Genomic DNA, 26,630 nt, shown 5'->3' on the forward strand with positions numbered 1-26,630 from the left:
GCTTGTGACCGCCACTGACCATTCCATCGAGCTCATCCAGGCCGCCGCTCAGGCGGCTGCCGACCGGCTCGCGCACGACATCGTCGCTTATGACGTCAGCGATGTCCTGTCCATCACCGATGCCTTCCTGGTCGCCTCGGCGCCCAACGACCGCCAGGTCAAGTCGATCGTCGACGAGATCGAGGAGCGGCTGAACAAGGAGCTGGGCGTCAAGCCCGTGCGCCGCGAGGGCGACCGCGAGGCCCGCTGGGTGCTGCTCGACTACGTCGACATCGTCGTCCACGTCCAGCACAGCGAGGAGCGCGTCTTCTACGCCCTTGAGCGGCTCTGGAAGGACTGCCCCGAGATCGGGCTGCCCGACGACGCGATCAAGACCCGTGGCCAAGGCGCGGAGTACGCGAAGCTGCGCACGGCCGCAGCCGATGACGACCTGGACGGAGACCTGAACTGAACGGCAGCGACATCAGCAAGAAGAGCCGGGGCCGCCGGATCGTTCTGTGGCGGCACGGCCAGACCGCGTGGAATCTCGAACGCCGCTTCCAGGGCAGCACGGACATCGAGCTGACCGAGGAGGGCCTCGCGCAGGCGCGCCGCTCCGCGCGGCTGCTCGCTTCCCTGAAGCCGGACGCGATGATCGCGTCCGACCTCAAGCGGGCGGCGGCCACGGCCGGTGAGCTGGCAGGCCTCACGGGCCTCGACGTCACGTACGACGCCGCGCTGCGGGAGACGTACGCGGGCGCCTGGCAGGGGCTGACGCACGACGAGATCATCAAGCAGTTCGGCGCGCAGTACGCGGCGTGGAAGCGCGGCGAGTCCGTGCGGCGCGGTGGCGGCGAGCTGGAGACCGAAGTGGCCGACCGGGCTGCTCCGGTCGTGCTCGCGCACGCCGAAAAACTGCCCGACAACGGCACGCTCGTCGTGGTCAGCCACGGCGGCACCATCCGCACCACCATCGGTCGGCTGCTTGGCCTGGAGTCGTACCACTGGGAGGGCTTGGGCGGGCTCTCCAACTGCTGCTGGTCGGTGCTGGGAGAGGGTGCCCGGGGCTGGCGGCTGCTGGAGCACAACGCCGGGACCCTTCCGGAACCGGTGCTCGGAGACGACGACTGACGGATTTCACTTTCCGGCCGGTCGCAGGCTAAAGTTCTTCTTGTTCGCAGCGCACAACAAGCGCAGAGAACAGCGGGGCTATAGCTCAGTTGGTAGAGCGCCTGCATGGCATGCAGGAGGTCAGGAGTTCAATTCTCCTTAGCTCCACAATTCAGGAATCCCGTCCCCGTCAGGGGGCGGGATTCTCTGTTGTCCCGCCCTCCGCCCCGGCGGTCCTCAGACCGCGCAGTGCCGCGACCCGCGCGCTGCTTTCCGTGTCGTCCGGGGTGTACGCGACGATCCGGCATTCCGGCAGCCCAGCGGGCTCTCGTTACCCGTACTGGAACACCGTCAGGCTCAGCGCCATGACGACGATCCCGCCGGCCTCACCGGCGCCTCCCCAGTCCGGCACCATCGCGTACGCCGTCCTGCTGATCACCGGCGCAAGGCTGGGTGACCTGCTTGGTCACCGGCGCGCCTATCTGGGCGGGCTCGCGCTCTTCACCGCCGCCTCGCTCGCCTGCGGACTGGCGGCGGACAGCGGGCAGTTGATCGCCTTCCGGTTCGTCCAGGGCGCGGGCGCGGCGCTGATGATCCCGCAGGTGCTCAGCCTGATCCAGCGCAACTTCCGGGGCGAGAGGCGGGTACGGGCGCTCGGCGCGTACTCGGCGGTGCTCGCCACAGGCGCCGCCGCGGGGCAGGTGGCCGGCGGGGTGCTGGCCCGGCGTGGGGGTGCGCCACTGATCGCGCCCCGGGTGCTCCGGCTCCCTGGCATGGGGCGCGCCGTCCTGCGGATCACCCTGGTGATGGTGGTCAACGCGGGCTTCCTGTTCGTGCTGACCCTGCACGTCCAGGGCGGCCTCGGTTATTCGGCGCTCCAGGCGGGGCTCACCTTCGCGCCCACGGCGGTGGTCTTCGGTGTGGTCGGACTCACTTGGCGGCGCTGGCCCGCGGCAGTGCAACGGGGCCTGATTCCGGCCGGGTTCGTGCTGTCCGCCCTGTCCTGCGTCGCCGTCGGTCTGGCGCTGCGGGACGGCGGCACCGGGGGGCTCGGTCTGTACGTCGCCTTCATCGGCGTCGGCGCCGGCCTGGCGCTCGGTTTCAGCCCCACGCTCACGGGCGCGCTCGCTGCCGTGAGGCCGCAGGACGCGGCGGATGCGGGCGGAGTGCTGGTGACCTCCACTCAGCTCGGACAGCTGATCGGTGTCGCGACATTCGGCACGCTTTACCTGAACGGGTTGGATGCGCCGGGGGCGTATGCATATGCCGATGCGCTGTGGACATGCGCCATCGCGCTGGCCGTCGCGTCGATCTTGGGGGCTCTGGCGTGTCTCCTGGGCTCGCGCCACTGCCCCTCTTGCGAACCCATGGCAGAATCGGACCGCCGGAGGGGGACGACGGCCTGAACGGGAGGGGAAGCGCGATGCCCGCGAGCATCCTCGACGAGGGCCGTGTTCTGCCCGGCACGGCAGAGGGCCGCGCCCGATTTGCTCGACTCGACCGCCCGTACTGCGGCTCATCCCATGGTGCCCAGGTGCCCGGCGACAACGGAGGTAGCTCGTACGTGCGTACGGCCTGCGGCCACAGCCGGAGCTGACTGATGGGTGCACACAGGCGAAAATGCGACTGGTGTGGCAGCGGTACGCCCATTGTCCGGGACATGGAGCCGATCAATCCCGACTACCAGTACTGGTGCGAGGAATGCGCGCGGGCGCTGATCATAAAGGGCGACCCGATCGAGACGTACCGGGAGCTGGAGGGCGAGCCGATCTACGGTCGCCTGCTCGACGAGCACTGCACGCTCAAGCGGTTCTATTCGTTCGCCACAGCGTGACCAGCGCGGCGACGGCCGTGAGCGAGTAGAGCGCGGAGAGGGCCATCTGGCCGCCGTTCTGAGTGAGTTCGAGCCGCCCCGCGCCGTGTGGCACCCACCACAGCGCGTACGAGCAGAACACCAGCACCGTCGCCGCGGCCCACCACCTGTTCCCGCGCGCCGCCAGGACGATCGCCAGGGGTACGCACCACACCCAGTGGTGCGACCACGACACCGGGCTGATGAGGAGCGCCGTCACCGCGCAGGCGACCATCGCTCCGGCCCGCTCGCCGCGCAGCTCCGCCGCGACCGCCACGGCGAGCCCCACCGCGGCGACCAGGGCGGCGGTCGCGGCCCACCACAGTCCCGGATCGCCGGTGTGCAGCAGGCGTGCCAGCACGCCGCGCAGGGACTGGTTGGCGGTGTCCTCCGCGTGGCCCACCCGGCCCACCTCGAAGATCATCGAGGTCCAGAAGCTGCGTGAGTCGGCCGGCAGGGCGACCCCGGCCGCGACCGTCGCTGTGAGGAAGACCACGGCCGCCGTTCCGGCCGTCCGGAGCCAGGCGTTCCAGGGGTGCCCGAATGCCCGGCCCAGGCTCCGGGCCCGTACAAGACCCGCGATCAACAGAAAGGCTGCGAAGAGCGCCGGAGTGAGCTTCACCGCCGCGGCCAGCCCTATGCCCGTCCCTGCCCAGCGGTGCCCGTTGCGCCGCGTGAGGTCCCAGAGCACCGCCACCGCGAGCAGCAGATTGATCTGTCCGTACCGCAGCGTCGTCCATACGGGCTCGCTCCACACCGCGAGCGCGGCGACCCACAGGGTCGCCGCCGGGTCCTCGCGGCCCACCAGCCGGAGTGAAAGGTGGACGAGCACGACGAGGAGGGCGAGGTTGCCCAGGGTGGCGAGGGTGCGCATCTCCGGGACGTCCAGCAGGGTCAGCGGAGTGAACAGCAGTGCCGCGAAAGGCGGATAGGTGGTCGGCAGGTTCGCCACCGTCGCACGCATCGCGTAGAGGTCCTGACCTGCGCGTACAGTCTCGCCCTCGGCCCGGTAGACCATGAGGTCGATCATCGAGACCTCGGCGCCGCGCTGGGCCGCCCAGAAGATCGCGAACGACAGCAGGCAGGCCGGGGCGGCGATGAGTATGGGCCACCGGGTGAGGGCGCGGTGGGCGGCGACGGCCTGCACGATCATGGTCACGCGGGCAGACAGTACCTGTCGTGCACCAACGGGACGGAGGTACGGAGGAGGTGCTGCGGGTGTACGGACAAAGAATTTGGTGAAGGGCCGTGGGGACCGTGTAATGTTGGCGAAGTCGTCGGGGCGAGAGCCCGGCAGGACGGCAGCACGAGGGGCTATAGCTCAGTTGGTAGAGCGCCTGCATGGCATGCAGGAGGTCAGGAGTTCAATTCTCCTTAGCTCCACAGGAACAGCTCCACAGAACGCGCGAGAAGCGGGCCACCCGGATCGGGTGGCCCGCTTCTCGTATGTCCGGGGATCAGTCCCGGCCGGTGCCCAGCGCCTTCCTGTTGCTGCCGGGCAGAGCCGTCCGCGGGGGCTTGGCCGGACGCGGGGGCGCCTCCTGTTCGAGACGGAGCGCCAGCGCGGGACAGCGGCGCACGGCGCGCTGCGCGCGCCCCCGCAGATGGACCGGGACCGACGCGTCCGCGAGCGCGGGATAGCCGTCCGGGCCGAGCCTGATCAGCTCGGGAACGATGTCCGCGCACAGCCCGTGGCCCTGGCACAGCGTCCAGTCCACGGCGAACTTCTCGCCGCTCGGGATGCCCTCTTCCTCGTAACCGGGGCCGGGCAGCGGCAGTACGCCGGTGGTCTCGCGACCGCAGCCGTTGCCCAGGACGTGCGCCGCCAGGTCGTCCGTGAACGCGCTGAGGGTGGACATGAAGAAGCGCACCGAGCCGTCGGGGTGCTTGCAGGCGCCGCGGCCCTTCACGGCCTGGGTCACCTGGCGCAGGGCCTCCAACGCGGCCTGGCCGCCGCCGTTCAGCACGTCGGACAGGCCGCCCGCCGCCGCGGGCAGTCCGAGGCGGCACGGGCCGCACTGGCCCGCGGTCTCCGCGGCCAGCCAGTTGGCCACGCGCAGCGACTCACCGAGCGGACAGGTCTCCGGGCCGATGGGGAGGATCGCGCCCGCGCCCAGCGCGCCACCGAACGAGGCGAGGGACTCGCGGGAGATCACCGCGTCGTGCGCGGCGACCGCGTCGATCCAGTTGCCGTGATAGCCGCCGGTCAGCACGCCCTGGGGCAGCGGCGGGGCGCCGGCCATCTGGAGGACGTAACGCAGCGGCACTCCGGTGGGCACCTCGACGACCATGGGCCGTGAGACCGCGCCGGAGATCGTGAGCATCACCGTGCCCGGCTCGGATTCGAGTCCGGTGTGGCAGTAGCGGCGGGCGCCGATGCGGGCGGCGACGGCGAGTTGCGCGTACGTCTCCGTGTTGGACAACAGGGTCGGCGCCCCGCCGACGCCTGACTCCGCGGCGCGCTCACGGCGGCCAGCGGGCAGGGCGGGGCCCCCGTTCGCGGCGCGGATCAGTGCGGAGGCCTCTCCGGAGACCATGCGCTCGGGGGTACGTATGATCCGTGCGCGCAATTGCTGCCCGCGCCGGTCGGACAGGCCGCGCTCCGCGAACGCGGCCCGGATCGAGGCCTCGGTCGAGTTGCGGGTGACGGCGACGACCAGGGTGCGGGCACCGAGCGCCTCGGCCGCGAGCAGGGCTCCGTCGAGCACCAGGTGCGGTGCCCGGTTCAGCATGACCGTGTCCTTGCGGCAGGCGGGCTCGCCCTCACTGCCGTTGATGACGACGACGGGTCGCACTCCGCGGCGGATGGACGCCTGGGCGACGGCGCGCAGTTTCTTCCCGAAGGGGAAACCCGCACCACCGCGGCCTTTCAGGGATATCGCGTCGGCGAGCTCGGCAAGACGCTCCCCGCTCATCGGTTCGAGGGGGCCGTGCACCTTGAGGTGCATGCCGAGGTCGAGGCGCTCGACGAGGTCGAAGCCGGTGGTCAGCTGGGGAAGGCCGACTACGCGGACTTCGGGGACATCGGGAAGGGGGTCGTTCAACGTCGATCTCCTGCGGGTGCGTGCCAGGGTTCCCCGGCCGTGGGCGGGAAGAGCGGACCCGGCGGCGGCTCGGTGTCGTCGAGGGATCGGGGAAGCAGCCCGGTGGGTGCCTCGGGGTCGTAGCCGGGGAGGTCGGGGGCGGGGACGGAGCCCGGGCCGTACGCGGCGCGATCGGGGTCGTACGCCGGGCGGGTGGGCGGGTACGGGGGGCGCACGGCGGGCGCGGGCGGCGGGGGCGAAGGGGTGGGCCAGCGGCCCGAGGGGGGCGCCGACTGGACCGGGATCTCCTCGGTCATCGGGATCTGCTCCGCCAGGGGGATCCGCTCGTTGTACGCGGAGGCGTAGGGAGCGGAGGGGAACCCCTCGGAGGAGGAATCGGAGGAGAAGGGGTCGGAGGACGGCCCGGGGCCCGACACCGCGCGGTAGGCGGCCGATATGCCGGTGTCCGGCGCCGAGTTGTAGCCGACGGCCCGGGACGGCCCGGCCTCGTACAGCGGTGGCGCGGGAGGCGCCAGCCGGTGCGGATCCGGCTGCGGGCGGAACAACTGCTGTTGCTGGGGCTGTTGCTGCGGACCGGGCTGCCCCTGCGAGGGCACCTGCCCGGAGCCCGGCAGTGGGGACAGCGCGGCGTCGCGCGGCCCCGGGTCGGGCGCCTGGCGTACGGAGCCCGAGGCGACCAGGTCCACGATCCGGTCGGCGACGGTCCGCTTGACCGGGGGCGGGAGCAGCCGCAGCGAGAGCGCGCCGACGACCGCCAGCAGGGACAGGGAGTACATCGTGACCACCCAGGTCGCCGCCGGGCGGCCCGCGTACAGGCCGTGTATCAGGGCCGAGGCCCAGGCCGGGTACGCCACCATGTGCACCGCCCGCCAGCGGCCCGCGGTTTTTCCGGGGGTCGCGAAGGCGCTGCGCAGCGCACCGGTCGAGGCAGCGACGACCATGAGGAAGCCGGCCAGCGAACCGAGACCGATGAGCCCCGAAGTGCCGCTGATGCCAAGGCCGAAGGGGATCAGGGCGCCGATGAGCTCGACGTGCCCGAGCGAGACCTTGACGGTCGCGTGCAGCAGCAGGAAGCCGAGCGAGGCGATCGCGGTGGCCCGGTGCATGCCCTGGGCGAGCAGCCGGTGGCGCGGCTGCAGCAGCAGCCGGTCCCTGGCCAGTAGACCCCACGCGACGGAAGCCGTCAGGGAGATCAGGGAGAGGACACCGGTGGTGAAATCGAGTGTGGCGCGCAGACTCTCGCTGCCGAGAACGGCGAGCAGGGGTATGAGAATCAACGCGGCGGCGGTCAAGCCTCCTTGTGCGGGGCGGCTCAGTGCGGGGAGCGAGCGGATCTTGCGGTGAGGATTCATGGGGGGCGACTCCGAATGGTTCGGCAAAGTGGTCCCGTTGCCGCATGCTAAGTCGCTGCATACCAGCCAGTACCTGGTTTGAAGGTTTAGCGAGGGAAGTGTGGGAAAACTTGCTCGAATGTTGCCCCGGATAGGGCCGATACGCGGAGTAACCCCGGTGCGGGGAGTGGCGGAAGCCACTCGGGCCGGTCGCCACGGCGTCGCTTTCGCGTCCTGTCCACCGACCGGAACCTTGATGCGGCCCGTACAAGCCCTGGGGTACCCTGACGCCATGCGTGCCGTACGCCTTCTGCTTAGTGAGCCGCGCTGATCAGTCCCGACGGATGAAAGATCCGGTCGGAATCGGCGTGGCGTCCCCTCCTGTGCGAGGGGTTTTTTCATTCGCTGAATGACACAGCCTGTATGTCGCAGCCGTGTGCCGCAGCCTGAATGTCGCAGCCGCTGTGCAGAGACGATCGATGGAGCTTTGAGGACCATGAGCGAGACGAATTCTGCTGCCGAGGTGGCAGCTCCGCACCGCTATACGGCTGCGATGGCCGCCGACATCGAGGCACGCTGGCAGGACTTCTGGGACGCCGAGGGGACCTACGAGGCGCCCAACCCCAGTGGTGACCTGGCGGGCGACGCGGCCCTGGTCGCCAAGCCCAAGAAGTTCATCATGGACATGTTCCCGTACCCGTCGGGCTCGGGCCTGCACGTCGGACATCCGCTGGGCTACATCGCCACCGATGTGTACGCGCGCCACCAGCGCATGACCGGGCACAACGTGCTGCACACCCTGGGCTTCGACGCCTTCGGCCTGCCCGCCGAGCAGCACGCGGTCGCCACCGGCACGCACCCCCGGGTGTCGACCGAGGCGGCCATGGACAACATGAAGCAGCAGCTGCGCCGGCTGGGCCTGGGGCACGACAAGCGCCGCTCGTTCGCGACGATCGACCCGGACTATCACAAGTGGACCCAGTGGATCTTCCTGCAGATCTTCAACTCCTGGTACGACAAGGAGGCGGACCGCGCCCGGCCGATCGAAGAGCTGGTGGCGCAGTTCGAGAGCGGACGGCGCACGACGCCGGACGCGCGCCCCTGGAGTGAGCTGACCGCGGAGGACCGTGCCGACGTCCTGGGCGAGTACCGCCTGGCGTACGCCTCGGAGGCCCCCGTCAACTGGGCCCCGGGCCTGGGCACCGTACTGGCCAACGAGGAAGTCACCGCCGACGGCCGCTCCGAGCGCGGCAATTTCCCGGTCTTCAAGGCCAAGCTGCGCCAGTGGAACATGCGCATCACCGCCTACTCGGACCGCCTGCTGGACGACCTGGACGGCCTGGACTGGCCCGAGGCGATCAAGCTGCAGCAGCGCAACTGGATCGGCCGCAGCGAGGGCGCGCGGGTCGATTTCGCCGTTGAATATCACAGCCCGGTCGGCACGGGCAGCGACCGGATCACCGTCTTCACCACCCGTCAGGACACCCTGTTCGGCGCCACCTACATGGTCCTGGCCCCCGAGCACGAGCTGCTCGCGAAGATCGTCCCGGCTGCCTGGCCCGAGGGCACGCACGAGGTGTGGACCGGCGGGCACGCCACGCCGGCCGAGGCCGTCGACGCGTACCGCGCGCAGGCAGCGGCGAAGTCCGACGTGGAGCGGCAGGCCGAGGCGAAGGACAAGACCGGCGTCTTCACCGGCGTGTACGCGACCAACCCGGTCAGCGGCGAGCAGGTGCCCGTCTTCATCGCCGACTACGTCCTGATGGGGTACGGCACCGGCGCGATCATGGCCGTACCGGCGCACGACAGCCGTGACTTCGCCTTCGCGCGCGCCTTCGAGCTGCCGATGCGCTGCGTTGTCGAGCCGACGGACGGACGCGGCACGGACGCGGCCGAGTGGGACGACGCCTTCGTCACGTACGACGCGAAGATCGTCAACTCCACCGGCGAGCAGATCTCGCTGGACGGCCTGGGCGTCGTCGACGCCAAGGCGAAGATCACCGAGTGGCTGTCCGCACAGGGCATCGGCGAGGGCACGGTCAACTACCGGCTGCGCGACTGGCTGTTCAGCCGCCAGCGCTACTGGGGCGAGCCCTTCCCGATCGTCTACGACGAGAACGGCACCGCGCACGCGCTGCCCGCCTCGATGCTGCCGCTGGAGCTGCCCGAGGTCGAGGACTACTCGCCGCGCACCTTCGAGCCCACCGACGCGGACACCAAGCCGGAGACCCCGCTGTCGCGCAACGAGGACTGGGTGAACGTCACCCTGGACCTGGGGCTGGGCGACGGGCCCAAGCAGTACCGGCGCGAGACCAACACCATGCCCAACTGGGCCGGTTCCTGCTGGTACGAGCTGCGTTACCTGGACCCGCACAACAGCGAGAAGCTGGTCGACCCGGCCATCGAGCAGTACTGGATGGGCCCGCGCGAGGGCATGCCGCACGGCGGTGTCGACCTGTACGTGGGCGGCGCCGAGCATGCCGTACTGCACCTGCTGTACGCGCGATTCTGGTCCAAGGTGCTGTTCGATCTGGGGCACGTCTCGTCGTCCGAACCGTTCCACAAGCTGTACAACCAGGGCATGATCCAGGCCTTCGTCTACCGTGACGGCCGCGGCATCGCGGTGCCCGCGGCCGAGGTCGAGGAGCGCGACGGCGCGTACTACTTCCAGGGCGAGAAGGTCAGCCGCGTCCTGGGCAAGATGGGCAAGTCCCTGAAGAACGCCGTCACTCCCGACGAGATCTCCGCCGAGTACGGCACGGACACCCTGCGCCTGTACGAGATGGCGATGGGCCCCCTCGACGTCTCGCGGCCGTGGGACACGCGCGCGGTGGTGGGCCAGTACCGGCTGCTGCAGCGACTGTGGCGCAATGTCGTCGACGAGACGACCGGTGAGGTCACCGTCGTGGACTCCGAGCCGGCCGAGGACACACTGCGCGCCCTGCACAAGGCGATCGACGGCGTCGGCCAGGACCTGGCCGGACTGCGCTTCAACACCGCGATCGCCAAGATCACCGAGCTGAACAACCACCTGACCAAGGTGGGCGGCCCGGTGTCGCGGTCGGTGGCCGAGCGGCTGGTTCTGCTGGTCGCGCCGCTGGCCCCGCATGTCGCCGAGGAGCTGTGGCGCAAGCTGGGACACACCGATTCCGTTGTGCACCAGGACTTCCCGGTGGCCGACCAGGCGTACGTCGTGGACGAGACCGTGACCTGCGTCGTGCAGATCAAGGGCAAGGTCAAGGCGCGTCTGGAGATCTCCCCGTCGATCGGTGACGAGGAGCTGGAGAAGCTGGCACTGGGCGACCCGGCGGTGGTCGCGGCGCTGGGCGGCGCAGGCATCCGCAAGGTGATCGTGCGGGCGCCCAAGCTGGTCAACATCGTCCCCGCCTAGGGACATCGTCGCCCGGCCGAGGCGGTCGTAGGTGCTTTCCCCTACGGGCAGGTTGGGGGTTCCGATGGAACCCTCGGCCTGCCTGTTCCGTTTACGGTGGAGAGACCACGCGGATCGAAGAGCCACGCGGACCGGGTGGACCGACTGACGACTACTGACGACTGGTACGACTACCGAGGACGGAAGGGCGCTCATGGAGGCCGTGATCGTGATCCTGATGCTGCTCTTCGTGTCATTCGTGGTGCTGGGGGTGTACGTGGGGGTGAAGGCCGTCGGCGCGGCGAAGCGCGGTGTGGACCGCACCCTCACCCAGGCCCGGCGCACCGTCGAGGACACCACCCTGCGGGCGAAGAGCTTCGGGCAGCCCGGCGTCGTCGGCGAGCTGGCGCAGCTGAGGCTCTCCCTGCGTACGTCGATGAGGGCCACCCAGGAAGCGTTGCGCAGGGGCGTGACGCAGGACTCCTCGCTCTCGGAGTCGATCGGGCTCTTCGACCGGCTGAGTGAGCACGGGCACGAGCTGGACGACGAGCTGAGGCGCCTGGAGCGCGAGCCGGACAAGGCGCGGGTCTCCAAGCTGGTGCCGGACCTGCGGGAGCGCACGGAGCGGGTGACGCACGCCGCCGACTCGCTGCGATGGGCCGCGCGGGACCGGGCGCGGCAGTTCGCCGACGACGACCTGGCGGCGCTGAGCGCGCAGATCGACGTGGAGTCGGGTGCGCTGCGGCACTGGGAGAAGGAGCCCGGCGCTGACACCTCCTGGCCCGCTCCGGAACCGGCTGCGGGGACTGCCCCGGCGCAGACCTGGCCGGAGGTCAAGGAAGAGGGCAGGGCGGACACCGCCGAAGAGACCGACGCCCCGGGCTCCTCTGCGGGTGATTCGGGTCTGGCTACCGGGCCGCAGGCCATCACGGCACGCGATCCGCGGCGGCAGACCACGTACCCGTGGCAGAAGACGGCCCGCCCTGAGGGCACCGTCTGATCCGGTGAGGCAGCACACGCTGGCGGTGGGGGGGGCAGCGACCTCTGTCGGCCCCCGGCCGGCCAGCCAGTGCCCTCTGCTGGTGCAGGCAGTGCCCCTGATCCGGAGGTCGGAGTGCCGTGCGATCCGGTGGGGTGTGTGCCCTGCGATCCGGAGGATGGTGCGCTCTGCGATCCGGTGGGGGGAAGTGTCCTGCGGTCCGTCGGGGGAAGCGTTCTGCGGTCCGTCGGGATGGAGTCGGAGGGCCCGGCGCGGTGCATCGGCGCGTCGCTCAGCCGGACCGCTGCGAGGGGCCGGGCTGCCGCCGGGCGCCCCCGGCGGGTAATCTCCCGCTCATGTCCCGCCATGTCGCGATCGTCACCGATTCAACGGCCTACTTGCCTCCGCAGGCGATGGAGCGGCACGGCATCACTGCGGTGCCGCTGACCGTCGTCCTGGGCGATCAGGCCTATGAGGAGGGCACCGAGATCTCGGCCCGCTCGCTGGCCCTGGCGCTCCAGAAGCGGCGGTCCGTCACCACCTCCAGGCCGAGCCCCGAGGTCTTCGCCGCTGCCTACCGTGCCGCCGCGGACGCCGGTGCGACCGCGATCGTCTCGCTGCATCTGTCGGCCGAGTTCTCCGGCACCTACGACGCCGCCGTGCTCGCCGCCCAGGACGCGCCGGTGCCGGTACGGGTGGTGGACACGGGGATGGTCGCGATGGCCCTGGGATTCTGCGCCCTGTCGGCGGCCGAGGTCGCCGACGCGGGCGGCTCGGTGGATGAGGCGGTGGCCGCCGCGGAGAAACGCGCCGAGGGGACCTCCGCCTACTTCTACGTGGACACACTGGACTACCTGCGCAGAGGTGGCCGTATCGGCGCGGCCCAGGCACTGCTGGGCTCGGCGCTGGCGGTGAAGCCGTTGCTCGAACTGGACGGCGGGCGGATCGAGATGCTGGAGAAGGTACGTACGGCGTCCAAGGCGATCGCCCGGCTGGAGGAGATCGTGGTCGAGCGGGCGGGGACGCGGTGCGTCGACATCGCGGTGCATCACCTGGCGGCCCCGGAGCGGGCCGACCGCCTGGCGGAGCGGCTGCAGGAGCGGGTGCCGGGGCTGGCGGACCTGCACGTCAGTGAGGTGGGCGCGGTGATCGGGGCGCACACGGGGCCCGGGTTGCTGGGGGCTGTGGTCTCGCCGCGCTGATGGCCTGTGGGTGATGCCTGCGCGTGATGGACGCGTGATGGACGCTTGGTGACTGGTGACTGGTGACTGGTGACTGGTGACTGGTGACTGGTGACTGGTGGTGGCGGCTGGCTGGTGATCGGTGATCGGTGATTGGCGCACGGTAGCTTGTAGAGGCCGCGGTCGGTGGCTTGCGAGCGGCGGTTGTTGCGGGTCGGTTGGTCGTTCGTTCGTCCCTTGCGAGGGCGGCCGAGCGAGTGGTCGAGTGGGTGGCTGAGTTATCCACAACCGGCTGGTTTTCCACCGGAATTTACCTTGATCAGCGGCGCTGACCGGATGTGTCTAGCGTCTCGTGGCATGGCTCTTCGATCACATTCCGCAACCAGTGGCCCGGGTCGTGCCCCGGCCTCGGATGTCCGCGCCCGGCGCGGGCACGGCCGCCGTCGGCGGCTGCGCCGCCCGGATCTGGGAACTCCCGCTGCGACGGCGCTGCGCCGCCGCGCGGAGGCGCTCTTCGAGGCCGACCCGGCGCCTGCTCCACGGGCCTCGACGGTGGGCAGCGCGAGTCGTTCGGTGCTTCCCGCGCCGAGCCCTGATGTGCGGGAGCCTGGCCTTCCCCACAGGCCCAGTTGGGCGCGCAGGCCCAGCGCCCGGCCGGGCGCGGACGGTGGCGACTCCGCTGCGCGGGACGGCCGTGTTGACGGGGATCCGGGTGCGGGTGCGGGTGCAGGTGCTGTGTGGGGCGCGCGGCTGCGGATGGCGCTGCGGGAGCGGCTGCCGGTGTGGGTGCAGTCGCGTTGCGGGCTCGAACCGAGGTCGCTGGCCGCGCTGGCTGTTGTGCTCGTCGTGGCGGCGATCTTCGCCGCCCAGCACTTCTGGGCGGGGCGGCCGGACCAGGTAAGGCCGCCGGAAAGGGTGGGGGAGCGGTCGGTGGTGGCGGAGCCGGGGCCTGGGCCGGGTCTGCCACCGGGGTCCCCCGCTGGGCCATCCGGGCCATCCGGGCCATCCGGGTCCGGCGTGCGCATCATCGTCGATGTCAGTGGCAAGGTCAGGGAGCCAGGCATCCGCCGGTTGCCGGCCGGGTCGCGGGTCGCCGACGCGCTGCGGGCCGCGGGCGGCGTCAAGGACGGCGCGAACACCACGGGGCTCAACCGGGCGCGGCCGCTCATCGACGGTGAACAGGTGGTCGTGGGTGCCCCTGTTCCGCCCGGTGTCCCTGCCGCACCCGGCGCCGCCGGCGTGCCGGTCGCGGGTGGCGCCACCGCGGCCGGTCCGATCACTCTGAGCACCGCCACCGTCGAGCAGCTGGAAACGCTCCCCGGGGTCGGCCCCGTGCTGGCCCAGCACATCGTCGACTACCGCACGCAGCACGGCGGTTTCCGTTCCATCGGCGAGCTGCGCGAGGTCAACGGGATCGGCGACCGCCGGTTCGCGGACATCCAGCCGCTGGTACGGCCATGACGCGACCGGTGGTTCATGCCCGACCTGCGGTCCACACCGCTTCCGGTCACCGGCTCGGCGCTTCCGACCCCAGGCAGGAGGGGCCGGTCGATCTACGGCTGGTGCCGCCCGCGCTGGCGGCGTGGGCCGCGGCGGCAGTCGCGGTGGGGGCGTCGGGCCGCTGGGCGGCGGGGTTCGCGGTGGCGTGTCTGGCCGTGGCGGGCGGACTGCTGGCGTTCGGGGCCGTCCGGACGGCGACCCCGCAGCGCAGGCTGAACACCACCGCGGTCGGCGCGGCGCTGCTGTGCGCGGCAGCCGCAGCCGCCTCGGCCGGGCTGCACGCAGCCGACCTCCACCGGGGCCCGGTCCCGGAGCTGGCCCACCAGTACGCCGAGGTGACGGTGGAGCTGACGGTCACATCGGACCCGCGACCGACCAGGCCGAGGGTGCGGGGTGATCACACAGCGGCGAGGCCGCTCATGTTCAACGCCGAGATCACCCGCGTCGCCCGGGTTACCGGCCTGGACCGGGCGGTCACCACGGTCCGTACGCCGGTCCTGGTGATCGCACCGGCCCGCGGGCCCACCGCCCGGTGGCAGCGGCTCCTGCCCTCCACCGAGCTGCGGTTGACCGCGCCGCTCGCACCACTGTCGCCCGGTGGTGGCGGCGACCGGATCGCCGCCATTGTGCGGGTGCCGGGTGCCGGGTACCGCGTCGCCCAAGGTCATCGGCCCGCCGACTGCCTTGCAGCGTATGGCCGGAGACCTCCGGGCAGGGCTGCGCGAGGCGACCGACGGGCTCGATACCGATGCGCGGGCGCTGCTGCCGGGACTGGTCGTCGGAGACACCTCACGGGTGCCGCCCGAGCTGCACGAGGCCTTCGAAGCCACCGACCTCACACATTTGGTCGCCGTCTCCGGGAGCAACCTCACCATTGTGCTGATCCTCCTGATCGGGCCGCCCGGCACCGCCCTGCGGGTCGAGCGCGGCGGGCTCGCCCCTCGGCTCGGCATCCCACTGCGCGCGACCGCCCTGCTCGGCGGAGCGCTCACGCTGGCCTTCGTGGTGGTCTGCCGACCCGAGCCGAGTGTGCTGCGGGCCGCCGCGTGCGGCCTCATTACCCTGCTCGCGATCGGAACGGGCCGGCGCAGGCAGCTGATCCCCGCCCTGGCCGCCGCCGTCCTGCTGCTGGTCCTGTACGACCCGTGGCTGGCGCGCAGCTACGGCTTCGTCCTCTCCGTCCTGGCCACGGGTGCTCTGCTGACGATCGGCCCGCGCTGGAGCGCCGCACTGCAACGCCGTGGCGTACCGCCCCGCCTCGCCGAGGTGCTGGCCGCAGCGGCCGCCGCCCAGGCCGTGTGCGCGCCCGTCGTGGCGATGATGGCGGCGCGGGTCAGCCTGGTGGCGATCCCGTGCAATCTGCTCGCCGAGTTCGCGGTGGCGCCGGCCACCGTGCTCGGCTTCGCGGCGCTGGCGGTGGCCCCGCTCGCGATGCCCGTCGCCGAGGCACTGGCGGGGTGCGCGGGGTGGCCGGCCGGGTGGATCGCCTCCGTCGCCCGCGCCGGAGCGGCGCTTCCCGGTGCGGAGGTCTCCTGGCCGGACGGTTGGCGCGGTGGACTGCTGCTCGCGGCCGTGACCGCCGTCGCGGTGCTCGCCGCGCGCCGGGTGTTGAGCCGCCCCTGGCTGAGCGCCACCATTGTGCTGATCCTGCTACTCGTGGTGCTGCGGCCCGCGCCGCTCGCCAGGTTCGTCACCGGATGGCCGCCGCCGGGCTGGTCGTTCGCGATGTGTGACATCGGTCAGGGCGACGCCTCGGTCCTCGCGGCCGGTGACGGCACGGCCGTGGTCGTGGACGCGGGCCCCGACCCGCGACGCGTCGACCGCTGCCTGCGGGCGCTCGGTGTCACCCGCGTCCCGCTCATCGTCCTCACCCATTTCCACGCCGACCACGTTGCGGGGCTGCCCGGCGTGCTGCGCGGTCGGTCGGTGGGGGAGATCCGTACGACCACGCTTCAAGAGCCGCCGGAGCAGAGCGCGTTCGTACGCAGAGCGGCGGCCGCGGCACGGGTGCCCGTCCGCACCATCGGGCCGGCTGAGCAGCGCCGCATCGGTGAGCTGTCCTGGCGCGCACTGTGGCCGCCTCCCGCACCGGCGTTGATGCCCGAAGGGGCGAACGATGCCAGCGTCACGCTTCTCGTCCGTTCCTCGGACCTCACGCTGCTGCTCCTCGGCGACCTCGAACCACCCGCTCAGCGAAGCCTGTTGAGGGATCATCCGGCACTCCCGCCGGTGGATGTACTCAAGGTCGCGCACCACGGCTCGGCGTACCAGGACCCGGCCCTGCTCGCCCGCGCGAGCCCCCGGCTGGCCCTGGTCTCCTGCGGGCGCGGCAACACCTACGGCCATCCCTCACCCCGCACGGTCGCAGCACTCCGCGCCGGGGGCGCCACCGTTCTGCGCACGGACACGGACGGGGCGATCGCGGTGACCGGCGCGGGGCCGACCCTGCGCGCCATGCCCGCCGGCCCGGAGACGCCATGAGGCCGGAAGCACGCCATGAGGTCCGTATGCCGCTCCAGTCCTGATGGCGAACGGCCCTTCATGGCGGAAGGCCGCACACCGCGCCAGACTTGGTCCATGGTCCTTGGTCCATGGACCTTGAACAGACCGACGCGTATCTGCGCCGTATCGGAGCCGTCAGACCCGCGGAGCCCAACGCCGACGCCTTGCGGGACCTGCAACTGCGCCATTTGCGGAGCGTCCCCTGCGAGAACCTCTCCGTCCATCTCGACCGGGTGCCGGAGGCGACATCACCCGAGTGAGTCCAGGTGAGTCCAGGTGAGCTCAGGGGGAGCACAGGTGGGGATGTTTGCCCGGTCAGCGGCCGCCACTCAGGGTGCTTCGAGCCACCCGTCGTACTCCGCGGCGAACGCGTCCAGCGCCGCGGAGTCCAGTCGGCCCCCGGGGTCCTCCAGCACGACCAGCCACTGGGCGTCCTCGGCATCGTCCTCACCGGCGAGGGCGTCCCGGACGAGCTGGGGCTCCTCGCCGACGCCGAAGCGGTCGGCCAGCTCTCCGGCGACCGCGTCGGCGGTGTCACGGTCGGGCAGTACCAGCACATGGCGCACATCGTTCACCCGCACATTCTCGGCTACGAAGGGCCGCCCGCACACCCGCCCCAGCACCCGCCCCAGCACCCGTCCCGACGACCGTCACAGCGCTGTCAGTGGCTCGTGGGATGCTGGACCACGATGGCCACCAGGAAGAGTTCGACCGACGACCCGCTCGCCCCCCTCACCCTCGCCGTGGGGCAGGAGGACCTGCTGCTCGACCGCGCCGTGCAGCAGGTGGTGGCGGCTGCTCGCGCCTCCGACGCCGACACCGACGTGCGCGACCTCACCTCCGACCAGCTCCATCCCGGCACCTTGGCCGAGCTGACCAGCCCCTCGCTCTTCGCCGAGCGGAAGGTCGTCATCGTGCGTAACGCGCACGACCTCGCGGCCGACACGATCAAGGACGTGAAGTCCTACCTCGATGCGCCCGCCGAGGAGATCACCCTGGTCCTCCTGCACGCGGGAGGCGTCAAGGGCAAGGGGCTGCTGGACGCCGCCCGCAAGGCGGGAGCCCGCGAGGTGGCCTGCCCCAAGACGACCAAGCCCGCCGAGCGCCTGTCGTTCGTACGCTCGGAATTCCGTGCCCTGGGCCGCTCTGCGACCCCCGAGGCGGGCCAGGCCCTGGTGGACTCCATCGGCAGTGATCTGCGCGAGCTGGCCGCCGCCGTCTCGCAGCTCGTGGCCGACGTCGAGGGCACCATCGACGAGTCCGTTGTCGGCCGGTACTACACGGGGCGCGCCGAGGCCTCCAGCTTCACGGTCGCCGACCGCGCGGTGGAGGGCAGGGCCGCCGAGGCGCTGGAGGCGCTGCGCTGGTCGCTGTCCACCGGCGTCGCCCCCGTCCTGATCACCAGCGCCCTCGCCCAGGGCGTCAGGGCCATCGGCAAGCTGTCCTCCGCCCGCGGCGGTCGCCCCGCCGACCTCGCGCGCGAGCTGGGCATGCCGCCCTGGAAGATCGACCGCGTCCGGCAGCAGATGCGCGGCTGGACGCCGGACGGTGTCGCCCTGGCGATCAGGGCCATCGCCGAGGCCGACGCGGGCGTGAAGGGCGGCGGCGACGACCCGGAGTACGCGCTGGAAAAGGCTGTGGTCGCGGTGGCCCGGTCCGCCCGAAACACGTAGCGACGTAGCGGCTTAGCGACGTAACCGGGAACGGACAACGAGAACCACAAAACGACAGAGGCCCCGGCCGCCGTCCTGTGAGGGACGGCGGCCGGGGCCTCTGCCGGAAGCCTGTGAAAGCTTGGTGCGCCGCACGCGCGTGGCGAACGCGTCCGTGTGCGGCGCGGAGGTGCCGGATCAGGAGCGGAAGAGAGGGCCCGCTGAGTCCTTACCGGCGGTCATGCGAAGAAAGTGCTCAGGCCTGCAGGGTGGCAACCTTGGACGCCAGCGCCGACTTCTTGTTGGCGGCGGCGTTCTTGTGGATGACACCCTTGGAAACGGCCTTGTCGAGCTTCTGCGACGCTTCACGGACGGCCACATTGGCCTTGTCCACGTCACCGGCTACGAGGGCCTCGCGGGCCTTGCGGACAGCGGTCTTGAGCGAAGACTTGACGGCCTTGTTACGCAGGCGCGCCTTCTCGTTCGTCTTGTTCCGCTTGATCTGGGACTTGATGTTCGCCACGAAAGAGCCTCTACAGGTTCGTTGGATCCTCGATGAGTACCTCGCCACCTGAGACGGTCACGAGGCACAGCTGCCCAGAGTACCAGTGGCCCACCAGGCGGCCCAAACCGAGCACCGGCCCCGGTCCGTGGGACCATGGGAGCTACGTATCGATCCCCATCTCGATCCACATCGACCGAGCGAGACGCCCGGCGTCTCAAGAATCAGGACCCTGCGTGCCCGCGACTCCTCTCCACGTGCCCGAGCCGAGCCGTACCGACCCGGCGCTGATCCGCAATTTCTGCATCATCGCGCACATCGATCACGGCAAGTCCACGCTCGCTGACCGGATGCTCCAGCTGACCGGCGTCGTCGATGCGCGGCAGATGCGTGCTCAGTACCTCGACCGGATGGACATCGAGCGCGAGCGTGGCATCACGATCAAGTCCCAGGCGGTACGGCTGCCCTGGGCGACCACCGAGGGTGGGGACATGGGCAAGACCCACATCCTCAACATGATCGACACCCCCGGCCACGTGGACTTCACGTACGAGGTCTCGCGTTCGCTCGCGGCCTGCGAGGGCACGGTCCTCCTGGTCGACGCCGCGCAGGGCATCGAGGCGCAGACCCTCGCCAACCTCTACCTCGCGATGGAGAACGAGCTCACCATCGTCCCGGTGCTCAACAAGATCGACCTGCCGGCCGCCCAGCCCGAGAAGTTCTCCGAGGAGCTGGCGAACCTCATCGGCTGCCAGCCGGAGGACGTCCTGAAGGTCTCTGCGAAGACCGGCGTCGGCGTGGACGCGCTCCTCAACCGGGTGGTGCGGGACGTGCCGGCCCCGATCGGTGACGCGGATGCCCCGGCCCGCGCGATGATCTTCGACTCGGTGTACGACGCCTACCGTGGCGTCGTCACCTATGTCCGAGTCATCGACGGCCAGCTCAACAAGCGCGAGCGCATCCGCATGATGTCGACCAACGCCACCCACGAGCTGCTGGAGATCGGTGTCTCCTCCCCGGAGATGACCCCGTCCGACGGCATCGGTGTCGGCGAGGTGGGCTACATCATCACCGGCGTGAAGGACGTCCGTCAGTCCAAGGTCGGTGACACGATCACCTCCATGCACAAGGGCGCGACCCAGGCGCTCGGCGGGTACAAAGAACCGAAGCCGATGGTCTTCTCGGGCCTGTACCCGATGGACGGCTCGGACTACCCGGAGCTGCGCGAGGCCCTCGACAAGCTCCAGCTCAACGACGCCGCCCTGGTGTACGAGCCGGAGACCTCCGCGGCGCTGGGCTTCGGCTTCCGCGTCGGCTTCCTGGGCCTGCTCCACCTCGATGTGGTCCGTGAGCGGCTTGAGCGCGAGTTCGGCCTTGAGCTCATCGCCACCGCACCCAACGTGGTCTACCGGGTGGAGATGGAGGACGGTACCGAGCACATCGTCACCAACCCGAGCGAGTTCCCCGAGGGCAAGATCGACAAGGTGCACGAGCCGGTCGTGCGGGCCACGGTCCTCGCCCCCAGCGAGTTCATCGGCGCGATCATGGAGCTCTGCCAGAACCGTCGCGGCACGCTCCTCGGTATGGACTACCTCTCCGAGGACCGCGTCGAGATCCGCTACACGCTGCCGCTCGCGGAGATCGTCTTCGACTTCTTCGACAACCTGAAGTCCAAGACCCGCGGCTACGCCTCGCTCGACTACGAGCCCACCGGTGAGCAGGCCGCGTCGCTCGTCAAGGTCGACATCCTGCTGCACGGCGACAAGGTCGACGCCTTCTCCGCCGTCACGCACAAGGACAAGGCCTATGCGTACGGCGTACGGCTCGTCGCCAAGCTGCAGAAGCTCATCCCCCGGCAGAACTTCGAGGTGCCGATCCAGGCGGCCATCGGCTCGCGGGTCATCGCCCGTGAGACCGTCCGGGCCATCCGCAAGGACGTCCTCGCCAAGTGCTACGGCGGCGACATCTCCCGCAAGCGCAAGCTGCTTGAGAAGCAGAAGGAAGGCAAGAAGCGGATGAAGATGGTCGGCAATGTGGAGGTCCCGCAGGACGCCTTCATCATGGTGCTGTCGACCGACGAATCCGCGGGGGAGAGCAAGGCCAAGAAGTAGCCTCGCCGCCCAGCGGAAGCGCCCTCCGGTTTCGGGGGGCGCTTTTCGCGTTCACGCCGAGGGGGGAGACCTGGCATACGTCACGGCGCGAGTCGCGCGCGACCGCCCGTGCGGAGTGCCCCGTGGCGTCGAGCCGCAACGGGTCCGTTCTGTTATGAAAGCTACGACCCGCAGCCTCTTACGCGCCGAACGCGAGCGCCTTACTCTGATCACGACTCGTAGGTTACTCGCCAGTTAAACAAGCCAGCCGTCATGCAAGATGCCGCAGGCCCGGAGGACGTCGTGAGCGACACACAGACCTTGATCGAGAACCGGCCGCCGTCCGTGGCGACCCTCTTCATTGAGCGCGTGGGCGCCACGCCCGACGCGGAGGCCTACAGGTATCCAGTACCTGCCGTTTCCGGGCAGGGCCCGGACAACTGGAAGTCGCTCAGCTGGGGCCAGGCCGCCCAGCGGGTGTACGCGATCGCGGCCGGGCTGATCGAGCTGGGCGTCGGCCCGGAGGAACGGGTCGCCCTCGCCTCCAACACCCGCGTCGAGTGGATCCTCGCCGACCTCGGCGTGATGTGCGCGGGGGCCGCGACGACGACGGTCTACCCGTCCACCAACGCCGAGGAGTCGGCGTACATCCTGGCCGACTCCGAGAGCCGGGTGCTGATCGCGGAGGACGCGAAGCAGCTGGCCAAGGCGCGCGAGAAGCGCGCCGACCTGCCGAACCTCGCCCATGTCGTGGTCATCGACCCCGAGGGCGCGGAGCCCGTCGAGGGCGACCCCGAGGGCTGGGTGCTCTCGCTCGCGGACCTGGAGGCGCGCGGGGCGGCGTACCTGGAGAAGAACCCGCAGGCCGTCACGGACCGGGTGGCCGCTATCACGGCTGACCAGCTCGCGACGCTGATCTACACCTCGGGCACCACGGGCCGCCCGAAGGGCGTACGGCTGCCGCACGACTGCTGGTCGTACATGGCCAAGGCCACGGTGGCGACGGGCCTGATCACCGCGACGGACGTGCAGTACCTCTGGCTGCCGCTCGCGCACGTCTTCGGCAAGGTGCTGACCTCCGGGCAGATCGAGGTCGGGCACGTCACCGCCGTGGACGGCCGGATCGACAAGATCATCGAAAATCTGCCGATCGTCCAGCCGACGTACATGGCCGCGGTGCCGCGGATCTTCGAGAAGGTCTACAACGGGGTCGCAGCCAAGGCGCGAGCCGGTGGTGGCGCCAAGTACAAGATCTTCCTGTGGGCGGCCGGGGTCGCCCGCGAGTACGCCAAGGCCACCCAGGACAACTTCCGGCGTACGGGCACGGCATCGGCGCCCTTCGCGCTGACCGCCAAGCACAAGGTCGCCGACGTGCTCGTCTTCACCAAGATCCGCGAGGCCTTCGGCGGCAACCTGCGCGCCTGCGTCTCGGGCTCGGCCGCGCTGGCGCCCGACATCGGCTTCTTCTTCTCCGGCGCCGGTATCCACATCCTGGAGGGGTACGGGCTCACCGAGTCCAGCGCCGCCTCGTTCGTGAACCCCGGTGAGGCCTACCGCACCGGCACGGTCGGCAAGCCGCTGCCCGGCACGGAGGTGCGCATCGCGGACGACGGCGAGATCCTGCTGCGCGGCCCCGGCGTCATGCAGGGCTACCACGGGCTGCCCGAGAAGACCGCCGAAGTCCTTGAAGCGGACGGCTGGTTCCACACGGGGGACATCGGCGAGCTGTCCGTGGACGGGTACTTGAAGATCACGGACCGCAAGAAGGACCTGATCAAGACGTCGGGCGGCAAGTACATCGCGCCGGCCGAGGTCGAGGGCCAGTTCAAGGCGGTGTGTCCGTTCGTCTCCAACATCCTGGTGCACGGCGCCGACCGGAACTTCTGCACCGCGCTGATCGCCCTCGACGAGCCGACGATCCTCGGCTGGGCCGAGGGGAACGGCATGAAGGGCAAGTCGTACGCCGATGTGGTGGCCTCCAAGGAGGTTCTGGAGCTGATCGACGGCTATGTGAAGCGGCTCAACGAGGGACTGCAGCGCTGGCAGACGATCAAGAAGTTCCGGCTGCTGCCGCGCGACCTGGACATCGAGCACGGCGAGCTGACGCCCAGCCTCAAGCTCAAGAGGCCGGTTGTCGAGCGTGAGTACAAGCACCTGATCGAGGACATGTACGCGGGGTCGCGCGAGGCTTGATGGCCGGGCTCAGCGCGCAGGGGGTTGCCGAGCGGATCATGCGCGAGGTGTACGACTTCTCGTCGATGCCGCCGGACGACGATGTGGCGCTGCTGGTGCTTCAGGCACTGTGAGGGGTTGCCCCTGGTTCCGCCCTGGTCTGGGCGGCGCCGGGACCCACGGCGGCCTGGGACACTGGGGGCATGCCTTCCGTACTGCCCGATGGTGAGCCCGTGCCCGAAGACGGGGCGCTGCCCGCGCACGCCCTGGCCGGTGCGCGCGAGCGACCGCTCGGCTTCTACCTGCATGTTCCGTACTGCGCGACGCGCTGCGGCTACTGCGACTTCAACACCTACACGGCGACCGAGCTGCGCGGTTCGGGCGGTGCGCTGGCCTCCCGGGACAACTACGCCGACACGCTGATCGACGAGATCCGCCTCGCCCGGAAGGTGCTGGGCGACGATCCCCGGCCGGTACGGACCCTCTTCGTGGGCGGGGGTACGCCGACGCTGCTGGCGGCGGGTGATCTCGTACGGATGCTGCGGGCGGTCCGTGACGAGTTCGGGCTGGCCGACGACGCCGAGATCACGACCGAGGCGAACCCGGATTCGGTGGACCCGGCCTATCTCGCGGCCCTGCGGGACGGTGGCTTCAACCGGGTCTCGTTCGGGATGCAGAGCGCGAAGCAGCACGTGCTGAAGGTGCTCGACCGTACGCACACCCCCGGGCGCCCCGAGGCGTGTGTCGCGGAGGCCCGTGCGGCGGGCTTCGAGCATGTGAACCTGGACCTGATCTACGGCACGCCCGGGGAATCCGACGCGGACTGGCAGGCGTCGCTGGACGCGGCGATCGGGGCCGGGCCCGACCACGTCAGCGCCTACGCGCTGATCGTGGAGGAGGGGACCCAGCTGGCGCGGCGGATCCGGCGGGGCGAGGTCCCCATGACGGACGACGATGAGCACGCGGACCGGTATCTGATGACGGAGTCGGCGCTGTCCGCGGCCGGTTTCGAGTGGTACGAGGTGTCGAACTGGGCTACTTCGCGGGCCGCGAGATGCCTGCACAACGAGCTGTACTGGCGCGGCGCGGACTGGTGGGGCGCGGGCCCCGGCGCGCACAGCCACGTGGGCGGTGTGCGGTGGTGGAACGTCAAGCACCCCGGTGCGTACGCGCAGGCGCTGGGGGAGGGCCGGTCGCCCGGGGCGGGGCGCGAGGTGCTCCCGGCGGAGGACCGGCGCGTCGAACGGATCCTGCTGGAGCTGCGGCTGGTCGACGGCTGCCCGGTTTCGCTGCTGGCCCCCGCGGGGCGTGAGGCGGCGGAGCGGGCGGTAAGGGACGGGCTCCTGGAGGCTGCCCCTTACGCGGCGGGGCGGGCCGTGTTGACGCTGCGGGGGCGGTTGCTGGCGGACGCGGTGGTCCGGGACCTGGTGGACTGACTCCGTCGGGGGCGCGGGGGCGCGGGCGCCTCTGGTGCGGCGGGCTCGGCGGTGGTGGTGGCGTGGGTGCGGGGTCGGGGTGCGGGTTGCCTGCGGCGCTGGTCCCCTCCCCGCCCCTTCCCGAAACCGGAGGCTCCGCCCCCGGACCCCCGCTCCTCAAACGCCGGAGGGGCTGGAATTTTGGCTCGGGAGGCTCGGGGGCGCCTCCAGGCCCGTTGGGTCGGTCCGCGGGGTCCTGCCCGGAGGGGCTGGAATTACGGTGTGGGCGCCGTGACGAAGTCGATCAGTTCTTCCACTCTGCCCAGCAGTTCCGGTTCCAGGTCCCTGTACGAGTGGACCGACGCCAGGATGCGCTGCCACGCCGCCCCCGTGTTCTCCGGCCAGCCCAGCGCCCGGCACACGCCCGTCTTCCAGTCCTGGCCGCGCGGCACCCTCGGCCAGGCGGGGATCGGGACCGCGGAGGGCTTCACCGCTTCCCACACGTCGATGTACGGGTGACCGACCACCAGCACGCTCGCGTCCGAGACCTGCGCCGCGATGCGTGACTCCTTCGAACCCGGGACCAGATGGTCGACCAGGATGCCCAGCCGGGCGTCGGGAGCCGGGGCGAAGGCCTCGACGATCGCCGGGAGGTCGTCGATGCCCTCCAGGTACTCCACGACCACGCCCTCGATGCGCAGGTCGTCGCCCCAGACCCGCTCGACGAGTTCCGCGTCGTGGCGGCCCTCCACGTAAATGCGCCCGGCGCGCGCGACCCTCGCACGCGCCCCCGGCACCGCGACCGAGCCCGAGGCCGTGCGGGTGGGGCGGGAGGGGGACGGGGGCGCCGCGGTGGGGCGTACCAGCGTGACCGGGCGGCCCTCCAGGAGGAAGCCGCGCGGCTCCATCGGGAACACCCGGTGCTTGCCGAAGCGGTCCTCCAGGGTGACCGTCGGGCCCTGCGCCGTCTTCTCGCAGCGGACCACCGCGCCGCAGAAGCCCGTGGTGACCTCCTCCACGACAAGATCGTGCTCGGCGGCCACTTCGGGAGCGGGGGCGGTCTTCTTCCACGGTGGGGTGAGATCGGGCCCGTACTGTCGACTGCGCATCGGCCGACGATATCCCCGGGATGACGTCAGGACACGCCGAAGCGGGTCGCCAGAGCGTCCCGCTGGGCGCGTACGAAAGCCGCGTCGACGACCGCCCCGTGCCCCGGCACATACACCGCGTCCTCGCCGCCCAGCGCGAGCAGCCGATCCAGCGCGGCCGGCCACCGCGACGGGTGCGCGTCCGCACCGGCCTGCGGCTCGCCCGACTCCTCGACCAGATCGCCGCAGAACACGACCCGGGGGCTGCCGGGCACCAGGACAGCCAGGTCGTGACCGCTGTGCCCGGGGCCCACGTTCACCAGGAGCACCTGACGGCCGCCGCCCAGGTCCAGTGTCCAGTCGCCGCAGACGGTGTGCTGCGGCGCGACCAGCAGATCGGCGGCCTCCGCGGCCTCGGCCGCCGCGACACCGTGGTGCACCGCGCTGTCGCGCAGCGCGTCCCGGCTCCGCCCGAGGAACTCGTCCAGGCCCGCCGCCCCGTACACCTCGGCGCCCGAGAACACCGCCGTGCCCAGCACATGGTCGAAGTGGGAATGACTCAGCGCGACATGCGTGACCCGGTGACCGAGCAGGGCCTGCGCCCGGGTGCGCAGCTCGGCGCCCTCCCTGAGCGTCGAACCGGTATCGATCAGCAGGGCCCGGCCGGTGCCCGCGACCAGCCCGACCGTCGCGTCCCACCTCGGCAGGCGCCGCCGCCCCACCCCATGCGCCAGCTGCTCCCACCCTGCCTCTTCCCAACTCACGTCCATACCGCGACGCTAGACCCACCCAGGGTCATTCCGCCCGCTGAACAGCGCCGTCGTGCGACATCGTGACCGGCTGCCCTTGCTAGGGGCGTACTT

At 70.8% G+C, this 26,630-nt stretch carries 21 protein-coding genes, 2 tRNA genes and 1 pseudogene; 16 read left to right on the plus strand and 8 right to left on the minus strand.

The window, feature by feature from the left end:
- Positions 1–4 precede the first annotated feature (4 nt).
- The 5 genes from rsfS to ABCR94_RS07585 all read left to right on the plus strand — a co-directional run bounded on the left by rsfS (position 5) and on the right by ABCR94_RS07585 (position 2,923).
- On the plus strand, positions 5–451 hold the full coding sequence (rsfS, locus tag ABCR94_RS07565) for a ribosome silencing factor (protein ID WP_347118288.1): 447 nt from the start codon (positions 5–7) through the stop codon (positions 449–451).
- A gap of 11 nt (positions 452–462) precedes the next feature.
- The gene (locus ABCR94_RS07570; RefSeq protein WP_347118496.1) at positions 463–1,110 is read left to right on the plus strand and encodes a histidine phosphatase family protein; all 648 of its coding nucleotides are present in this window, start codon (positions 463–465) and stop codon (positions 1,108–1,110) included.
- A gap of 74 nt (positions 1,111–1,184) precedes the next feature.
- Positions 1,185–1,257: transfer RNA gene (locus ABCR94_RS07575), tRNA-Ala, on the plus strand.
- Positions 1,258–1,454: 197 nt separating this feature from the next.
- Entirely contained in the window at positions 1,455–2,495 is a 1,041-nt protein-coding gene (locus tag ABCR94_RS07580) for an MFS transporter (RefSeq protein WP_347118289.1), read from the plus strand.
- A gap of 194 nt (positions 2,496–2,689) precedes the next feature.
- Positions 2,690–2,923: a hypothetical protein gene (locus ABCR94_RS07585; protein WP_214918286.1), complete on the plus strand. Its 234-nt coding sequence runs from the start codon at positions 2,690–2,692 to the stop codon at positions 2,921–2,923.
- Here ABCR94_RS07585 and ABCR94_RS07590 read toward each other — a convergent pair.
- Positions 2,892–4,094, minus strand: coding sequence for a glycosyltransferase 87 family protein (locus tag ABCR94_RS07590; RefSeq protein WP_347118497.1), 1,203 nt, complete (start codon positions 4,092–4,094; stop codon positions 2,892–2,894). The genes ABCR94_RS07585 and ABCR94_RS07590 overlap by 32 nt on opposite strands.
- A gap of 157 nt (positions 4,095–4,251) precedes the next feature.
- Here ABCR94_RS07590 and ABCR94_RS07595 point away from each other — a divergent pair.
- A tRNA-Ala gene (locus ABCR94_RS07595) sits at positions 4,252–4,324 on the plus strand.
- Positions 4,325–4,398: 74 nt separating this feature from the next.
- On the opposite strand, the gene ABCR94_RS07600 is transcribed toward ABCR94_RS07595, so the two are convergent.
- Together ABCR94_RS07600 and ABCR94_RS07605 are read right to left on the minus strand one after the other, a co-directional pair.
- Positions 4,399–5,985 carry an NADH-ubiquinone oxidoreductase-F iron-sulfur binding region domain-containing protein gene (locus ABCR94_RS07600; RefSeq protein ID WP_347118290.1) on the minus strand — a complete coding sequence of 529 codons (1,587 nt, stop codon included), beginning with the start codon at positions 5,983–5,985 and terminating at the stop codon, positions 4,399–4,401.
- Entirely contained in the window at positions 5,982–7,337 is a 1,356-nt protein-coding gene (locus ABCR94_RS07605; protein ID WP_347118291.1) for a ferric reductase-like transmembrane domain-containing protein, read from the minus strand. The genes ABCR94_RS07600 and ABCR94_RS07605 overlap by 4 nt, the downstream gene beginning before the upstream one ends.
- Positions 7,338–7,812: 475 nt before the next feature.
- Between ABCR94_RS07605 and leuS the strand changes: the two genes are divergently transcribed.
- The 4 genes from leuS (at position 7,813) to ABCR94_RS07625 (ending at position 14,307) form a co-directional block, all read left to right on the plus strand.
- Positions 7,813–10,707, plus strand: a complete 2,895-nt coding sequence (leuS, locus tag ABCR94_RS07610) for a leucine--tRNA ligase (protein ID WP_347118292.1) — start codon at positions 7,813–7,815, stop codon at positions 10,705–10,707.
- Between the two features lie 193 nt (positions 10,708–10,900).
- Positions 10,901–11,686 carry a hypothetical protein gene (locus tag ABCR94_RS07615; RefSeq protein WP_347118293.1) on the plus strand — a complete coding sequence of 262 codons (786 nt, stop codon included), beginning with the start codon at positions 10,901–10,903 and terminating at the stop codon, positions 11,684–11,686.
- A gap of 335 nt (positions 11,687–12,021) precedes the next feature.
- Entirely contained in the window at positions 12,022–12,867 is an 846-nt protein-coding gene (locus ABCR94_RS07620; RefSeq protein WP_347118294.1) for a DegV family protein, read from the plus strand.
- Positions 12,868–13,581: 714 nt separating this feature from the next.
- The gene (locus ABCR94_RS07625; protein ID WP_347118295.1) at positions 13,582–14,307 is read left to right on the plus strand and encodes a ComEA family DNA-binding protein; all 726 of its coding nucleotides are present in this window, start codon (positions 13,582–13,584) and stop codon (positions 14,305–14,307) included.
- Between the two features lie 46 nt (positions 14,308–14,353).
- Here the strand turns inward: ABCR94_RS07625 and ABCR94_RS07630 are convergent, their stop codons facing one another.
- The gene (locus ABCR94_RS07630) at positions 14,354–14,704 is read right to left on the minus strand and encodes a hypothetical protein (RefSeq protein WP_347118510.1); all 351 of its coding nucleotides are present in this window, start codon (positions 14,702–14,704) and stop codon (positions 14,354–14,356) included.
- Between ABCR94_RS07630 and ABCR94_RS07635 the strand changes: the two are divergent.
- Both ABCR94_RS07635 and ABCR94_RS07640 read left to right on the plus strand, forming a co-directional pair.
- Positions 14,622–16,827 (plus strand): annotated as a pseudogene (locus ABCR94_RS07635) (ComEC/Rec2 family competence protein). The gene ABCR94_RS07630 and the pseudogene ABCR94_RS07635 sit on opposite strands and share 83 nt — an antisense overlap.
- A 110-nt stretch (positions 16,828–16,937) precedes the next feature.
- On the plus strand, positions 16,938–17,108 hold the full coding sequence (locus ABCR94_RS07640; RefSeq protein ID WP_521976377.1) for a hypothetical protein: 171 nt from the start codon (positions 16,938–16,940) through the stop codon (positions 17,106–17,108).
- A 69-nt stretch (positions 17,109–17,177) separates the two neighbouring features.
- Here ABCR94_RS07640 and ABCR94_RS07645 read toward each other — a convergent pair whose 3' ends face one another.
- Positions 17,178–17,423: a hypothetical protein gene (locus ABCR94_RS07645; RefSeq protein WP_347118296.1), complete on the minus strand. Its 246-nt coding sequence runs from the start codon at positions 17,421–17,423 to the stop codon at positions 17,178–17,180.
- A gap of 114 nt (positions 17,424–17,537) precedes the next feature.
- On the opposite strand from ABCR94_RS07645, the gene holA reads away from it, so the two are divergent.
- A complete protein-coding gene (holA, locus tag ABCR94_RS07650) occupies positions 17,538–18,521 on the plus strand; it encodes a DNA polymerase III subunit delta (protein WP_347118297.1) in 984 nt (327 codons plus the stop codon).
- A gap of 235 nt (positions 18,522–18,756) precedes the next feature.
- Here holA and rpsT read toward each other — a convergent pair whose 3' ends face one another.
- A complete protein-coding gene (gene rpsT, locus ABCR94_RS07655) occupies positions 18,757–19,023 on the minus strand; it encodes a 30S ribosomal protein S20 (RefSeq protein ID WP_347118298.1) in 267 nt (88 codons plus the stop codon).
- A gap of 215 nt (positions 19,024–19,238) precedes the next feature.
- Between rpsT and lepA the strand changes: the two genes are divergently transcribed.
- The 3 genes from lepA (at position 19,239) to hemW (ending at position 24,700) form a co-directional block, all read left to right on the plus strand.
- A complete protein-coding gene (gene lepA, locus ABCR94_RS07660; RefSeq protein WP_347118299.1) occupies positions 19,239–21,113 on the plus strand; it encodes a translation elongation factor 4 in 1,875 nt (624 codons plus the stop codon).
- A gap of 282 nt (positions 21,114–21,395) precedes the next feature.
- Positions 21,396–23,285 (plus strand): AMP-dependent synthetase/ligase, encoded by a 1,890-nt coding sequence (locus tag ABCR94_RS07665; RefSeq protein ID WP_347118301.1) that lies wholly within the window; start codon positions 21,396–21,398, stop codon positions 23,283–23,285.
- 182 nt (positions 23,286–23,467) lie between these two features.
- Positions 23,468–24,700 (plus strand): radical SAM family heme chaperone HemW, encoded by a 1,233-nt coding sequence (gene hemW, locus ABCR94_RS07670; RefSeq protein WP_347118302.1) that lies wholly within the window; start codon positions 23,468–23,470, stop codon positions 24,698–24,700.
- A 254-nt stretch (positions 24,701–24,954) separates the two neighbouring features.
- On the opposite strand, the gene ABCR94_RS07675 is transcribed toward hemW, so the two are convergent.
- Together ABCR94_RS07675 and ABCR94_RS07680 are read right to left on the minus strand one after the other, a co-directional pair.
- Positions 24,955–25,788 carry a DUF3097 domain-containing protein gene (locus ABCR94_RS07675; RefSeq protein WP_347118303.1) on the minus strand — a complete coding sequence of 278 codons (834 nt, stop codon included), beginning with the start codon at positions 25,786–25,788 and terminating at the stop codon, positions 24,955–24,957.
- Positions 25,789–25,814: 26 nt separating this feature from the next.
- Positions 25,815–26,537 carry an MBL fold metallo-hydrolase gene (locus ABCR94_RS07680; RefSeq protein WP_347118304.1) on the minus strand — a complete coding sequence of 241 codons (723 nt, stop codon included), beginning with the start codon at positions 26,535–26,537 and terminating at the stop codon, positions 25,815–25,817.
- Positions 26,538–26,630 lie beyond the last annotated feature (93 nt).

It is taken from the genome of Streptomyces changchenzhani (genome assembly GCF_039766235.1).
Lineage (GTDB): Bacteria > Actinomycetota > Actinomycetes > Streptomycetales > Streptomycetaceae > Streptomyces.

What these genes read in the sequence shown, in the direction of transcription:
- ABCR94_RS07675 (WP_347118303.1), bottom strand. Translation starts at nt 25,788, where the DNA reads ATGCGCAGTCGACAGTACGGGCCCGATCTCACCCCACCGTGGAAGAAG.
- leuS (WP_347118292.1), top strand. Translation starts at nt 7,813, where the DNA reads ATGAGCGAGACGAATTCTGCTGCCGAGGTGGCAGCTCCGCACCGCTAT.
- ABCR94_RS07680 (WP_347118304.1), bottom strand. Translation starts at nt 26,537, where the DNA reads ATGGACGTGAGTTGGGAAGAGGCAGGGTGGGAGCAGCTGGCGCATGGG.
- ABCR94_RS07580 (WP_347118289.1), top strand. Translation starts at nt 1,455, where the DNA reads ATGACGACGATCCCGCCGGCCTCACCGGCGCCTCCCCAGTCCGGCACC.
- ABCR94_RS07615 (WP_347118293.1), top strand. Translation starts at nt 10,901, where the DNA reads ATGGAGGCCGTGATCGTGATCCTGATGCTGCTCTTCGTGTCATTCGTG.
- hemW (WP_347118302.1), top strand. Translation starts at nt 23,468, where the DNA reads ATGCCTTCCGTACTGCCCGATGGTGAGCCCGTGCCCGAAGACGGGGCG.
- ABCR94_RS07640 (WP_521976377.1), top strand. Translation starts at nt 16,938, where the DNA reads ATGGACCTTGAACAGACCGACGCGTATCTGCGCCGTATCGGAGCCGTC.
- ABCR94_RS07590 (WP_347118497.1), bottom strand. Translation starts at nt 4,094, where the DNA reads ATGATCGTGCAGGCCGTCGCCGCCCACCGCGCCCTCACCCGGTGGCCC.
- ABCR94_RS07585 (WP_214918286.1), top strand. Translation starts at nt 2,690, where the DNA reads ATGGGTGCACACAGGCGAAAATGCGACTGGTGTGGCAGCGGTACGCCC.
- ABCR94_RS07620 (WP_347118294.1), top strand. Translation starts at nt 12,022, where the DNA reads ATGTCCCGCCATGTCGCGATCGTCACCGATTCAACGGCCTACTTGCCT.
- ABCR94_RS07605 (WP_347118291.1), bottom strand. Translation starts at nt 7,337, where the DNA reads ATGAATCCTCACCGCAAGATCCGCTCGCTCCCCGCACTGAGCCGCCCC.
- holA (WP_347118297.1), top strand. Translation starts at nt 17,538, where the DNA reads ATGGCCACCAGGAAGAGTTCGACCGACGACCCGCTCGCCCCCCTCACC.